Here is a 12,506-nt window from a genome sequence, read left to right on the forward strand (position 1 = left end):
AGCCCCGGGGGAGCCGGGTCCCCCTCGGGGGTGGGCGGGATCCGCCGGAAGGTGGGGGGCGGCGGCCGGGGGTAGGCCTTCGGGACTATGCGGTTCGGTACTTGACGGGCATGGTTCGCGGGCTCGGCCGGGTCGACGATGGAGGGGACGGGGACACGGCGGAGGGGTTGGCGGAGATGGGTGGCGCACGGAAGGCGACGGCGGTGGTGCTCGGCGGCGCGGCCGTCGCGGCGCTGGTGGTGATGGTCGGTCCGGCCGCGATCCAGCAGGCGCAGGACCGGATGGACCAGACGGCGCGGTACCCGACGGGCGCCGCCGCCAAGGCCGAGGAGCACGAGGTGCCGTCCTGGCTGCCCGACACGGCGCTGCGGATCGCGTTCCTGACGGGCACTCACGACGGCGACCGGCTGATCCGGGCCACCCTGCCCGACCGGGTGCTCCCGGCCGGGTGCACCGAGGGCCGGCCGGTCGGCAACGTGCACCTGCGGGCGCACTGGTTCCCCAAGGACATGCCGCAGCGGGCGAACGCGCACTGCGGGATGTACGACGTCGCGCTGATCGGCGACCAGCTGTACGGCTGGCAGGACGCGGCGGTGGCGGCCAGCGCCCGGCCGAGCGGCGTGCCGGTGCACTGAACGTCGGCCGGGACCCGGCCTGTCGGGCGGTGCGGCGGATGCGATAGGACGGTGCGCATACCCGCCACCCCTAGGAGCACCATGCCAGGCCCGACCGTCGACGCCGACGGCGACCAGACCGTCCCCGCAGCCCCGGCCGAACCGACCCCGCGCCCGCCACCGCGCCGGCACCCGCCACCGGCCGGCACCCGCCACCGTGCCGGCACCCGCCACCGCGCCGACCGCCGCCGGCGCGGCCGGTTCGAGCGGCAAGGCCCCGTTCGCGGCCGCCACCGTGGCCGTCCTGGGCAGCCTCGCCGCGCTCGGGCCGGCGACCACCGACCTGTACCTGCCCGCGCTGCCCGAGCTGACCGCGGACCTGCACTCCACCGCGCCCGCCGCCCAGTTGACGCTGACCGGCTCGCTGCTCGGGATGGCGTTCGGCCAGTTGCTGTTCGGTCCGCTCAGCGACCGGGTCGGCCGCCGCGGCCCGCTGCTGGTCGGGCTGGTGGTGTACACCGCGGCGAGCGTGATGTGCGCCCTCGCCGACTCGATGGCGATGCTGGTCGCGGGCCGCGCGCTGCAGGGCGTGGCCGGCTCCGCGGGGCTGGTGATCGCCCGGGCGATCGTCCGGGACCGGCTCGAAGGCGTCCCGATGATACGTTTCCTCGCCACCATGGGACTGATATCCGGCCTGGCCCCGATCCTCGCCCCGGTGGCCGGCGGCCAGCTGCTCCACTTCACCGACTGGCGCGGCACCTTCTTCACGCTGGTCGTGTTCGGTGCGCTGCTCACGGCCGGCTCGGCGCTCGGCATCACGGAGACCCTGCCGCCGGAGCGCCGCCACGGCGACGGCCTCGGCACCACCGTCCGCGCGATCGGCGGGCTGCTGCGCGACCGCCCGTTCCTGGGCTACCTGCTGACCAGCACCTTCGCGTTCGGCGCGCTGTTCGCGTACGTCGGCGGCTCGTCGGTGGTGCTGCAGGACGTGTACCGGATCTCGCCGCAGACCTACAGCCTGGTGTTCGCCGTCAACTCGATCGTGCTGCTGGCCGTCACGCAGCTGAACGGGCGGGTGCTGGTGCAGCGCTTCCCCGGACCGGTGCTGCTGGTGTCGGCGCTCGCGGTGGCCACCGCGGCCGGGGTGGCCGTGGTGCTGTGCACCACCGTCTGGGACGCCGGACTGGCCGGGGTGTGGCCGGCGCTGGCGGTGCTGATGGGCTCGATGGGCGTGATCCTGCCGAACGCCAACGGACAGGCCCTCACCATGGCCCCGCACGCGGCGGGTTCGGCGTCCGCGCTGCTCGGCACCGGCACCTTCCTGTGCGGTTCGGTGGTGGCCCCGCTGAGCAGCGTCGGCGGGCACCCGTCCGCGACCGCGCTCGGCCTGATCGTGCTGGGCTGCTCGCTGCTGGCGCTGCTGTCCTTCCTGCCGCTGTACCGCCGCCGCTGACGCGCCGTCAGGACGAACGCCCGGCCGGTGGCGGGAAGCCACCGGCCGGGCGCCGTCGTACTGCCGGGGTGTCAGGCGATGGAGAAGTCGTCGCCGAAGACGTTGCCCTGGCCGTACCAGCCGTGCAGGTAGACGGTGACGGTGCCGCTGGCGCCCGTGGTGAACGGGACGGTCAGCTTGGTCCAGGCCGAGCCGTTGGCCCAGGAGGAGGCGGTGGCGCCGCCGCTGACCCCGACGTACGAGTACGGGCCCTGGACCCAGGCGGTCAGGGTGTACGCGTGGTTCGGGGCGAGGGTGACGGTCTGCTCGCACTGGCCGGTGGCGCCGGCGGTCGGGACGACCTGGAGGGCCTTGGAGCCGCCGTGCACGGGGCTGCCGACGACCGCGCCGCCGCTCTGGCAGGTCCACGGGCCGAGGCTGCCGGTCTCGAAGTCGCCGTTGACCAGGCCGCCGGTCGGGGTGGTGCCGGTGACGGTGAGCGCGTAGGTCGCGGTGTGGGTCTTGCCCGCGCCGGTGCCGGTGACGGTCAGGGTGTAGGTGCCCGGGACGGTCGCGGCGGTGGTGGAGACGTTCAGCGTGGCGGAGCCGCCGGCGGTGACGCTGGCCGGGCTGACGGTGGCGGTGACGCCGGCCGGCGCGCCGGAGACGGACAGGCCGACGGTCGCGGCGGTGCCGGAGGTGACGGCCGTGCTGACGGTGCTGGAGGTGGCGGAGCCGGCCTGCACGCTGCCCGCGCCGGAGGAGAGCGAGAGCGAGAAGTCGGAGGCGGTGGTGCCGCCGGTGACGGTCAGGGTGTAGGTCGCGGAGTGCGAGCCGCTCGCCCCGGTGCCGGTCACGGTCAGCGGGTAACTGCCGTTCGGCACCGCCGAGGTGGTGGAGACGTTCAGGGTGGCGGAGCCGCCCGCGGTGACGGTGGAGGAGCTCAGCGACACGTTCAGGCCGGCCACCGGCGTGGTGGCGACCGACAGGTTGACGGTCTGCGCGGCGCCGGAGGTGACGGCGGTGTTGACGGTGGTCGACGCGGACGCGCCGGCCGTGACCGAGCCGCTGGCCGGGTTCAGCGACACCGAGAAGTCGTTCGCCGGCACGGTGCTGCTGGTGAACTGCGAGAAGATGTGGCTGAAGTCCCACTTGTTCTGCGCGATGCCCGAGCAGTCGTCGCGGGCGCCGGTGCCGGGGCAGTTGCCGTTGTCGCGCTGCAGCGCCCAGAAGGACAGCGTGTTGATGCCCTTGGAGACGGCCCAGTTGTAGACCGCGGTGGCGTTGGCGACGGTGAAGGTCTCGGCGGCGCCGAAGTCGTCGATGCCGGGCATCTCGATGATGCCGATCATGCCCCACAGCTGGGCGGAGGTCTTGGTCGGGTACAGCTTGGCCAGCTGGTTGTACAGGCCCTGCGCGGCGGTCTGGGTGTCCGCGGCCATGTCGTGCGACTGGTTGTCGTAGTAGTCGAAGGTCATCAGGTTGACGACGTCGATGCGCGCGTTGTTGGTGACGGCGTTCTTCAGCACCGCGAGGCCGCTGGAGGCCAGGCCGCCGGTGGTGGTCGGCAGGGTGTAACTGAACTGGATGTTCCGGCCGTTGGCGGCCGCCCAGTCCTCGACGATCTTGATCGCCTTGTTGCGGCGGTCGATGCCGGCGGTGTTGGTCAGCGAGTTGTCCTCGATGTCCAGGTCGATCCGGGAGACGTCGTAGGTGGTGATGACGTTCTCGAACTGCGCGGCGATCTGGTTGACGTCGGTGCACGAGTCGGCGATCTCGGTGCCCGTGTTGTCGGCGGTGTAGCCGCCGAAGGACGGGATCACGTCGCCGCCGTTGGCGCGGATGGTGGCGATGTCCGAGCCGAAGACCGCGTTGGACACCGGCATCGAGGTGTCGCCGTTCCACAGCGCGGTGCAGGAGCCCTTGGTGGCGGCCTGCAGGAAGGCCATGGTGAGGTGCTTGGCGCCGGACTGGGCGGACAGCGCGGCCGGGCTCTCGCCCGTCCAGGACTCGAAGTACGGGGCGAAGACGCGCTGCGGCAGCGGAGTGGCGGCCTGCGCGGGGGCGGAGATCAGCCCCAGCGAGGCGGCCGCCATCGCGCCCGTGGCGAGCAGCGCTTGGAGTGGTCGGTGAAGGCGCATCGAGGCTCCATCAGGCATGGGTGGACGCCCTCGTGTCGCTGTTCGGGCACGGGGCAGGGGATCGGCCTGGTACAGGGAGTGCCGGGGTGGTGCGGGGCGTTACGACAGCCCCGGCCGGTGGTCACACCCCCACGATGCGTTCCGGTCGGGAAAACAACGCTCCCATGGTTGGTCTGGACCACTGATCTGTCAAGACTCCTAACTGTCCGTCCCAGCAGGCGTCCTGACACGCCGTCGGCCCCGCACCCGATCCTGCGGGTGCGGGGCCGACGGGCGGCGCGGGCGCGCCGGGGTCAGTTCAGCGCGTTGCTCTTCAGCCAGTCCTTGGCGACCGCCGACGGGTCCTCCTTGTCCACCGCGACGCGCTTCATCAGCGCCGTCAGCCCGGCGGTGTCGAGCTTCGCCGAGACCGCGTTCAGCGCGGCCGTCCCGGTGGCGTCCAGGCCCGCCTTGTTCACCAGCGGGGTGACGTTCTGCGAGCTGAACAGGTTCTTCGGGTCGCTCAGCGAGACCAGCTTCAGCTGGACGATCTTCGGGTCGGTGGTGAACACGTTGCCGACCTGGACGGTGCCGTCCTTGAGCGCGTTGGCGGTGGTGTCGGCGGTGGGCTTCCACTCCTTGAAGGTCAGCCCGTACACGTCCTTGAACTGCTGCTCGCGGCGCGACTTGAACTCCGGCGGGCCGCCCACCACCAGGTCCTGCGCCTTGCCGGTGAGGTCGGCGATCGACTTCAGGCCGAGCCGGTCGGCGGTGTCCTGGGTGACCGTCAGCGAGTCCTTGTCCTCGGCCGCCGCCGAGTCCAGGATGCCGAGGCCGGCCGGCAGCTTCGCCGCCAGCTCGGTGTTCACCGCGTCCTTGCCGGTCGCGGTCGACTTGGCGTCCAGGTACCCGAGCAGCGCGCCGTTGTACTCCGGCAGCACCGTCAGCGCGCCGGACTGGAGCTGCCCGTACAGCACCTCCCGGCTGCCGATGTTGAACTTCTCCTCGACCTTCACGCCCTTGGCCTGCAGGGCCTGCGAGTAGATCGACGCCAGCAGCACGTTCTCCGGGAAGTTCGCCGAGCCGACCACCACGGTCTTCCCCGAGCCTCCCGCCCCGGCAGTGGTCTTCGCGGCCAGCGGGTCGCCCCCGCCGGAGGAGGAGCAGGCCGCCGCGCCGAGCATCAGCACGGCGGCGGCGACGGCGGTTCGGACCGGACGGGTCGTCATATGGAGTCCTTCGACAGTGCGGGGGAGCCCGCGGGTTCGTCAGTGTGGACGGTGCGCGCCGCACGCGGCGACGCGGACCGGATGAGCAGGGCGAACAGCAGTTGGACCGCCACCGCCAGCAGCACCACCAGGAGCGCGCCGCCGACGGTGGTGGGGAAGTCCCGGGTGGCCAGGCCGTCGATCACGTACCGGCCGAGGCCGCCGAGGCCGACGTACGCGGCGACCGTGGCGGTGGCGATCACCTGCACGGCGGCGGTGCGGGCGCCCGCGAGCAGGGTCGGCAGCGCGGACGGCACGCAGACCTGGAACAGCGTCTGCGGGTGCGTCAGGCCGATGCCGCGGGCGGCGTCCCGGACGTCCGGGTCGGTGCCGCGGACGCCCTCCGCGGCGGCCACCAGCAGCGGCGGCGCGGCCAGCGCCGTCAGCGGCAGCAGCACCGCCGTGTCGCCGACCCCGGCGAGCAGCACCGCCAAGGTGACCAGGCCCAGGGTGGGCAGCGCCCGGGCGACGCCGGTCAGCGCGGTGACCAGGAACAGGCCGCGCCCGGTGTAGCCGATCAGCAGGCCCAGCGGCACCGCGAGCAGTACCGCCAGCGCCAGCGCCTCGGCGGAGAACGCCAGGTGTTCGAGCACCCGGTTCAGGATCGAGTCCGGACCGGAGCGGTGCGCCGGGTCGGTGAAGAAGGTGTTCAGCCAGTCGAGCCAGTTCACCGCGCCACCTCCGCCGCCCACGGCGCGAGCAGCCGGCGGGCCGCCACCAGCAGCAGGTCGCAGACCAGCGCCAGCAGCGCCACCAGCACGATGCCGGCCAGGATCGGGGTCGGGAAGGTCCGCTGGAAGCCGTCCACGAACAGGTAGCCGAGCCCGCCGCGGCCGACCAGCGCGCCGACCGCCGCCAGCGAGATCGAGGACACCGCCGCCACCCGCAGGCCCGCGATCAGGTACGGCACGGCGGCCGGGAGTTCGACCGCCGCCAGCCGGTGCCACGGCCCGTAGCCCATCGCGGTGGCCGCCTGCCGCACCGGCTCCGGCACCGCGCGCAGCCCGTCCACCGTGGTCGGCAGCAGCACCGCCAGCGCGTAGCAGGTCAGCGGCACCATCACGGTCTCCCGGGTGGCCAGGCCGGTGTACGGGATCAGCACCACGAACACCGCCAACGAGGGCAGCGCGTACACCACGTTGAACACCGCGGCCAGCGGCTGGTAGAGCCGCGGGAAGCGCGTGCAGGCCAGGCCCAGCGGCACCGCCAGCAGCAGGCCGATCAGCACCGGGACCAGCGCGATCACCGCATGATCGCCCGTCAGGCCGGCCAGGTAGCCCAGGTGGTCGCCCAGCCAGTGCCAGCGGACCAGCGGCTCACCGTCCAGCATGGTTCACCTGCGCGCCCTCGTCAGCCAGCGCCGCCACCACGGCGGCCCGGCTCGCGGTGCCGATCGCCCGGCCGTCCGCGTCCACCGCCACCGCGTGCCCGGACGGGGCGAGCACCGCCGCGTCCAGCGCCGCGCGCAGGGTGTCCCGGGCCGGGGCGAACACCGGCACCGGGTGGGGCCGGCCGTCGCGCAGCCAGTGCTCCGGACGGCCGTCCTGATCGAGCGTCAGCTTCCAGTCCTCGTAGGCGGGTTCGAGCTTGGCGAGCGGGACGTCGGCGGCCGGGCGCAGGCCCAGGCCGCGCAGGCCCCGGTCGCGGCCCAGGAAGGCCGCCACGCCGGCGTCCGCCGGGGCGGTCAACAGGGTGTGCGGGTCCGCGAGTTGGGCGATTTCGCCGTGCTCGCGCAGCACCACCACCCGGTCGCCGAGCCGGACCGCCTCCTCGATGTCGTGCGTCACGAACAGCACCGTCTTGCCCAACTCGGCCTGTAGGCGCAGCAGTTCCTCCTGGAGCCCGGCGCGCACCAGCGGGTCGACCGCGCTGAACGGCTCGTCCATCAGCAGCACCGGCGGGTCGGCCGCCAACGCCCGTGCCACGCCCACCCGTTGCTGCTGGCCGCCGGAGAGCTGCGCCGGGTAGCGGCGGGCGGTCTCCGGCGGCAGGCCGACCAGCTCCAGCAGCTCCGCCGCCCGCGCGCGGGCCCGCTTGCGGTCCCAGCCGAGCAGCCGCGGCACCGTCGCCACGTTGTCGATCACCCGGCGGTGCGGGAACAGCCCGGCCTGCTGGATGACGTACCCGATGCCGCGCCGCAGCTGCGCCGCCGGCAGCTCGGCCACGTCGGTGCCGTCCAGCAGCACCCGGCCGCCGGTCGGCACCACCATCCGGTTGACCATCCGCAGGATGGTGGTCTTGCCGCACCCGGACGGGCCGACCAGCACGGTCGTCCGGCCCGCGGGCACGTCGAGGTCCAGGCCTCGGACGGCAACCGTGCCGTCGGGGTGGCGCTTGGCGGCGCCCTCGAATCTGATCACGGAAGTCCTAGCGCTGGACGAGCAAATTTTCGAACACTGATCTGAATACGTCTGTCCGGCTTCCCGCCCCGGTCTCACCGCAAACCTTGATCCACCGAACGGGTGGGCAGCCCCGCCGCCGCCCAGGCGACGAACCCGCCGTCCAGGTCCGTCGCCCGGAACAGCCCCAACTCCCGCAAGGACGCGGCCGCGAAGGACGAGGCGTAGCCCTCCGAGCAGACCACGATCCAGTGCACGTCGTACCCGGTCGCCTCGGCGATCCGGTGACTGCCCGTCGGATCGAGCCGCCACTCCAGCACGTTCCGTTCGATCACCAGCGCCCCCGGGATCTCACCCTCCCGGGCCCGCTGCGCGGCCGGCCGGATGTCCACCAGCCGGGCCCCGGCCGTCACCGCCGCCCAGGCCTGCTCCGGCCCCGGGCGGTCCAGGCCCGCCCGGGCCCGCGCCAGCAGCTCGTCCACCGTGGTCACCACTGCTCCGGTCCTTCCGTCGCGGTCCGCACCAGGCCGCCGGCCCGCAGCTCGTAGCGGGACATCTCGTTCAGCGGCGGCGAGTAGGCGTGCAGCGTCACCGCCGGCCCCGGCGAGGTGTTGCGCACATCGTGCAGGTACTGCGGCCCGAACGCCCGCTCGCTGCCCGAGGGCAGCCGGCGCACCGTCAGCCCGTGCTCGGGGCCGGCCAGCGCCAGCTCCTCCAGCTCGCCGAGCGCCACCGTGAACGCCCCGCGCGAGCCGCCGTGGTCGTGGAACCCGGTGGACTGGCCCGGCAGCCAGCTGATCAGCCACACCTCGTAGTCCTGCGCCAGCTCCAGGCGTTCGTACCAGCGGTCCTCGGCGGACAGCCGCACCCGGTGCAGCCACCGCTCGGGGCGCTCGGCGAGGTCGCGGACGATCCGGCGCAGCGCGTTCGGCGACAGCGGCGGGCGGGGCGGGGCGTCGAGGACGGATTCGGCCGGGACGGTGGGCATGGGACTCCTCCGGGAGTGCCGGGGCGGCCGTCGCCGAGGGCCGCCCCGGCCGGCGAACGGCGGACGGCGGCGGGCGATCGGCTCCGGCGGAGCGGACGGGACGACGAGGGGGCGCGCCGCCGGACGGGCGGGGCGGGGGTGGGGCAGGAGGTCCGTGCGAAGGCCCCGGGAGGACTCACCGGGGGGCGCGCGGGGTCAGGCGGGAAGCGTCAACAGGCACACATGTCGCTCGCCTGGCGTCGCAGGTCGACGTGCAGGCGGCAGACCAGGAAGGTGCCGGGATTCATGCCGCCGATGCTTCACGACCCGGTGGCGGCGCGTCAAGTTCCGCCACGCCACCGTTCGCATGGTGGACGTTCACGTCCCATGATCCGGGAAGGCCGGCGGCCCGCGCTCCGGGGAGAGCACGGGCCGCCGGGGTTCCGGGGGTGGGTCAGTTGTCCTGGCCGGCGTTGTCGTCGGCCCGGTCGGCGGCGCTGTCCGCCGCGTCCACCTTCTGCTGCATCTGCTGGACCTGCGCGTCGTCCGGGGCCTTCCCCGGCCCGGAGGCCGGCCCGCAGGCCGTCAGCAGGGCCACCGCGGCCAGCGCGAGCGCCGCCAGGGCGGCGGCCGGGCGGCGGGTCACTTGCCCGCCGCCGGGGCGCTCTTCGCGCACCAGTCCGCGACCGACTTCAGGTCCGCCTTGCGGGCCTCCAGGGTCGGCAGCAGGCCCCGACGGACCGTCAGCCGGTCGCTCAGGTACTTCTCGATCTCCGCGTGGCCGGCCTTGTGCGCGTTGTCCACCCGCTGCTCCAGCCGCGCGATCGAGCCGTTCGCGGCGGCGTCGCCGTGCAGGCGGTCCAGCGCCTTGTCGATCCGCTGCTGGGTCTTCGGCAGCCGCTTGCAGATCGACTTCGCCCCGTCGCCCTTCGGCGCTCCGCCGGCCGCCTCCGCGGGCCCCGCCGCCAGCAGCGCCCCCGCCAGCGCGAGCACTCCCGCCGCGGCGACCGTCCGGTTGATCCGCATGACTCTCCCCTTCCCGATCGGTCCCGGCCGGACTGCTGCCCGGCCGTCGACGGGACCGTACGGGCGGTTCTTGTGGAAACCCTGTGGGACGGCGGGCTCAGGCCGCGGCGGCCGGTTCGACCAGGACCAGGGTGCCCGTGCTGCCCGGGGCGACGGCGTGCTCCACACCCGCGCCGACCACGAACAACTGCCCGGCCCGCAGCTCGACCGGAACGCCGTCCACGAGCAGGCGCAGCACCCCGTCCAGCACCAGCAGCGCCTCCGCCGCGTCGTGGCGCTCCGGCGGCAGCGGGCGGCCGTCCATCCGCAGCACCTTCAGCGCGGTCGGGCCCGGCAGGCCGAGCGGGAGCGAACTCCACGCCTCCGGAAGGGCGTCGGCGGTCTCGGTCAGGTCGATCGGGGGCATGGCGGCACTCCTCGCGGGCCGGAACCCGGCCCGGTGGTGGTCGGTGGATGCGCCGACGCTATGCCGGATCGGGGCCCGGTTGGTCGACCGTTCGGCAAAATCCGCCGTCCACGGTGTCCGCGGCGTCCGGGAGCGGCAGCTGCGCCGCCGTCAGCCAGGGCCTCGGGACCGGGAGTTGCGGGCTGCCGGTGCGGTCGAGGAGCAGCGGGAGGCGGATCTCCAGGCGGCAGCCCGGTCCGTCCGGGCGGTCCGTGGCGGTGGCGGAACCCCGGTGCAGGGCCGCCTGTTGGGCGACCAGGGTGAGGCCCAGGCCGGAGCCGGGCTGCCCGGGCGGCGGTGGAAGCGGTGGAAGACGGCCGCGCGTTCGGCGGGCGGGATGCCCGGGCCGCGGTCGTCCACGGTGAGGCGGGCGGTGTCGCCGTCGACCCGCAGCCGGACGTCCACCTCGGCGGGCCGGCCCGCCGCGCCGCCGTGCACGGCCGCATTGGCGAGCAGGTTGTCGAGCAGGATGCGCAGGCCCGCGTCCCAGCCGAACACCACCGCCCCGGAAGGGAGTTCGGGGCGGAACACGGCCTCCGGCCGGCGGCGGGCGGCCTCCGCGACGGCGGCGGCCACCAGCTCCGCCAGCTCCACCGGGCCGAACGCCGACACCTCGACCAGGTCGCCCCGGGCCAGCATCGACAGGGCGCCCAGCAGGTCGACCGTGCGGGCGTGGTCCTGCTGCAACTCGTCCAGGATCTCCGCGCGTTCGGCCGCCGGCAGGTCCGGGTGCGCCGACAGCACGTCCAGGTTGGTGCGCAGGCTCATCAGCGGGGTGCGCAGCTCGTGCGAGGCCGCCGAGGAGAACGAGCGCGCGGTGTCCAGCGCCCGGGCGGTGCGGGCCGCCTGCTCGTCGTACCGGGACAGCAACAGGGCGATCGCGCCGGAGAGTTCGTCCACCTCGGCGGTGCCCGTCCGGGTGTGCGCGAACACCGCGTGCCCCGTCCGCGGGTCCAGCGCCGCTGCCCGGCGGCCCAGCCGGCGCAGCGGCAGGGTGGCGCGCTCGGCCAGCCCGAAGGCGATCAGCCCCGAGAGCGGCGCCGCCAGCAGCGCCACCAGCAGCACCCGCCGCCGCACCGCCCGCAGTTCGTCCGCCGGCGCGTTCGCCGGGGAGAGCACCCACAGCGTGCCGGTGGCGCCGCCGCTGTTCAGCTTCACCGTCAGGACCCGCCAGGCGATGCCGTTCTGGCGCACCGTCATCAGACCCTGGTCCGGCAGGAGTTGCGGATCCTCCGGCTGCGAGCCCGCCGCCAGCAGGACGGTGCCGTCGGCCGCCGCGACCCGGACGCCCGCGTCCAGCGCGGCGTCCAGGACCTTGCGCTGCTGGTTCTGTTCGGCCCGGGGCCGGCCCTTGGTGTCGGCCGTCAGCAGGGCCCGGGAGGCGGGCAGCAGGGCGGCCGCACGGTCGTTCAGCCGGTCGTCCTGGCGGCGGTGCAGGTCCGCGCCGACCAGCGGCAGCAGGAGGGCGGCGGCCGCCGCGACCAGCAGCGGCACCAGCACGGCGGCGCCGAGCGCGATCCGGGTCGAGAGCTTCACCGGCCGTCCCCCGCCGGGCCGTTGGGGGAGCGGAGGACGAAGCCCACCCCGCGCACAGTGTGGATCAGGCGGGGCCGGCCGGAAGCCTCCAGCTTGCGGCGCAGATAGGAGACGAAGGTGTCGACGGCGTCGCTGCGCACCTCGAAGTCGTAGCCCCAGACCCGGTCCAGCAGCAGCTCCCGGGAGAGCACGATGCCCGGATTGCGGGCGAACTGGGTGAGCAGCTCGAACTCCCGGCGGGTCAGCCGGAGTTCCTCCTCCGCCCAGAACGCCTCCCGGGTCTCCGGATTGATCCGCAACGGCCCCACCCGCAGCAGGTCGGACGGCTGCGGCGGCCGGCGGCGCAGCAGCGCGTGCAGGCGCAGCACCAGCTCCTCCAGCGCGAACGGCTTCACCAGGTAGTCGTCCGCGCCGGCCTGCAATCCGGCCACCCGGTCCGCGAGTTCGTCCAGCGCGGACAGCATCAGCACCGGGGTGTCGTCGCCCCGGCCGCGCAGCGCCCGGCACACCTCCGTCCCCGGGAGGCCCGGCAGCCCGACGTCGAGCACGAGCACGTCCGGCGGGCCGTCGGCGACGGCCGCGAGCGCCTCCGGCCCGTCCGCCGCCACCGCGACGTGCGAAGCCGCTCAGCCGCAGGCCCCGCGACAGGCTCCGCCGGATCGCCGCGTCGTCGTCCACCACCAGCACCCGCCCGGCCACCCCGGTCACCTCCGGTCCTTCCCGTCCCCTGCCCTGTGTGCGGGGAACGACTGTGGCACA

The 12,506-nt window shown here is 74.4% G+C and carries 13 protein-coding genes and 1 pseudogene; 2 read left to right on the forward strand and 12 right to left on the reverse strand.

Features of this window, described 5'->3' with window-relative positions:
- The first annotated feature begins 176 nt into the window (after positions 1-176).
- Complete coding sequence (locus KCH_RS29625) at positions 177-635, forward strand: hypothetical protein (RefSeq protein ID WP_063750198.1); 459 nt, start codon at positions 177-179, stop codon at positions 633-635.
- A gap of 196 nt (positions 636-831) precedes the next feature.
- Positions 832-2,067, forward strand: a complete 1,236-nt coding sequence (locus KCH_RS29630) for a multidrug effflux MFS transporter (RefSeq protein ID WP_035868019.1) — start codon at positions 832-834, stop codon at positions 2,065-2,067.
- A 71-nt stretch (positions 2,068-2,138) separates the two neighbouring features.
- Here KCH_RS29630 and KCH_RS29635 read toward each other — a convergent pair whose 3' ends face one another.
- From KCH_RS29635 to KCH_RS29690, 12 genes and pseudogenes are all read right to left on the reverse strand, one after another.
- The gene (locus tag KCH_RS29635) at positions 2,139-4,187 is read right to left on the reverse strand and encodes a glycosyl hydrolase family 18 protein (RefSeq protein ID WP_035868021.1); all 2,049 of its coding nucleotides are present in this window, start codon (positions 4,185-4,187) and stop codon (positions 2,139-2,141) included.
- Positions 4,188-4,480: 293 nt separating this feature from the next.
- Positions 4,481-5,395: an ABC transporter substrate-binding protein gene (locus KCH_RS29640; protein ID WP_035868024.1), complete on the reverse strand. Its 915-nt coding sequence runs from the start codon at positions 5,393-5,395 to the stop codon at positions 4,481-4,483.
- Positions 5,392-6,105: an ABC transporter permease gene (locus tag KCH_RS29645; protein WP_051653587.1), complete on the reverse strand. Its 714-nt coding sequence runs from the start codon at positions 6,103-6,105 to the stop codon at positions 5,392-5,394. The genes KCH_RS29640 and KCH_RS29645 overlap by 4 nt, the downstream gene beginning before the upstream one ends.
- Positions 6,102-6,764, reverse strand: a complete 663-nt coding sequence (locus KCH_RS29650) for an ABC transporter permease (RefSeq protein ID WP_035868026.1) — start codon at positions 6,762-6,764, stop codon at positions 6,102-6,104. The genes KCH_RS29645 and KCH_RS29650 overlap by 4 nt, the downstream gene beginning before the upstream one ends.
- The gene (locus KCH_RS29655; RefSeq protein ID WP_035868028.1) at positions 6,751-7,794 is read right to left on the reverse strand and encodes an ABC transporter ATP-binding protein; all 1,044 of its coding nucleotides are present in this window, start codon (positions 7,792-7,794) and stop codon (positions 6,751-6,753) included. Before KCH_RS29655 ends, KCH_RS29650 begins: the two co-directional genes overlap by 14 nt.
- A gap of 74 nt (positions 7,795-7,868) precedes the next feature.
- Positions 7,869-8,267, reverse strand: a complete 399-nt coding sequence (locus KCH_RS29660) for a rhodanese-like domain-containing protein (protein ID WP_035868030.1) — start codon at positions 8,265-8,267, stop codon at positions 7,869-7,871.
- Positions 8,261-8,761: a cysteine dioxygenase gene (locus KCH_RS29665; RefSeq protein ID WP_035868033.1), complete on the reverse strand. Its 501-nt coding sequence runs from the start codon at positions 8,759-8,761 to the stop codon at positions 8,261-8,263. The genes KCH_RS29660 and KCH_RS29665 overlap by 7 nt, the downstream gene beginning before the upstream one ends.
- Before the next feature lie 433 nt (positions 8,762-9,194).
- Positions 9,195-9,386 (reverse strand): hypothetical protein, encoded by a 192-nt coding sequence (locus tag KCH_RS29670; protein ID WP_035868035.1) that lies wholly within the window; start codon positions 9,384-9,386, stop codon positions 9,195-9,197.
- Positions 9,383-9,766 (reverse strand): hypothetical protein, encoded by a 384-nt coding sequence (locus KCH_RS29675; RefSeq protein ID WP_035868039.1) that lies wholly within the window; start codon positions 9,764-9,766, stop codon positions 9,383-9,385. The genes KCH_RS29670 and KCH_RS29675 overlap by 4 nt, the downstream gene beginning before the upstream one ends.
- 97 nt (positions 9,767-9,863) lie before the next feature.
- A complete protein-coding gene (locus KCH_RS29680; protein WP_035868042.1) occupies positions 9,864-10,172 on the reverse strand; it encodes a cupin domain-containing protein in 309 nt (102 codons plus the stop codon).
- A 150-nt stretch (positions 10,173-10,322) separates the two neighbouring features.
- Positions 10,323-11,747: a sensor histidine kinase gene (locus tag KCH_RS29685; protein ID WP_051653588.1), complete on the reverse strand. Its 1,425-nt coding sequence runs from the start codon at positions 11,745-11,747 to the stop codon at positions 10,323-10,325.
- A pseudogene (locus KCH_RS29690) lies at positions 11,744-12,446 on the reverse strand (response regulator transcription factor). Before KCH_RS29690 ends, KCH_RS29685 begins: the two are co-directional and overlap by 4 nt.
- Between the last annotated feature and the right edge of the window lie 60 nt (positions 12,447-12,506).

Source organism: Kitasatospora cheerisanensis KCTC 2395 (assembly GCF_000696185.1).
Lineage (GTDB): Bacteria > Actinomycetota > Actinomycetes > Streptomycetales > Streptomycetaceae > Kitasatospora > Kitasatospora cheerisanensis.

Bases quoted from the DNA above. Each gene is read 5' to 3' on its own strand.
- KCH_RS29625 (WP_063750198.1), top strand. From the start codon at position 177: ATGGGTGGCGCACGGAAGGCGACGGCGGTGGTGCTCGGCGGCGCGGCC.
- KCH_RS29635 (WP_035868021.1), bottom strand. From the start codon at position 4,187: ATGCGCCTTCACCGACCACTCCAAGCGCTGCTCGCCACGGGCGCGATG.
- KCH_RS29640 (WP_035868024.1), bottom strand. From the start codon at position 5,395: ATGACGACCCGTCCGGTCCGAACCGCCGTCGCCGCCGCCGTGCTGATG.
- KCH_RS29650 (WP_035868026.1), bottom strand. From the start codon at position 6,764: ATGCTGGACGGTGAGCCGCTGGTCCGCTGGCACTGGCTGGGCGACCAC.
- KCH_RS29665 (WP_035868033.1), bottom strand. From the start codon at position 8,761: ATGCCCACCGTCCCGGCCGAATCCGTCCTCGACGCCCCGCCCCGCCCG.
- KCH_RS29675 (WP_035868039.1), bottom strand. From the start codon at position 9,766: ATGCGGATCAACCGGACGGTCGCCGCGGCGGGAGTGCTCGCGCTGGCG.
- KCH_RS29680 (WP_035868042.1), bottom strand. From the start codon at position 10,172: ATGCCCCCGATCGACCTGACCGAGACCGCCGACGCCCTTCCGGAGGCG.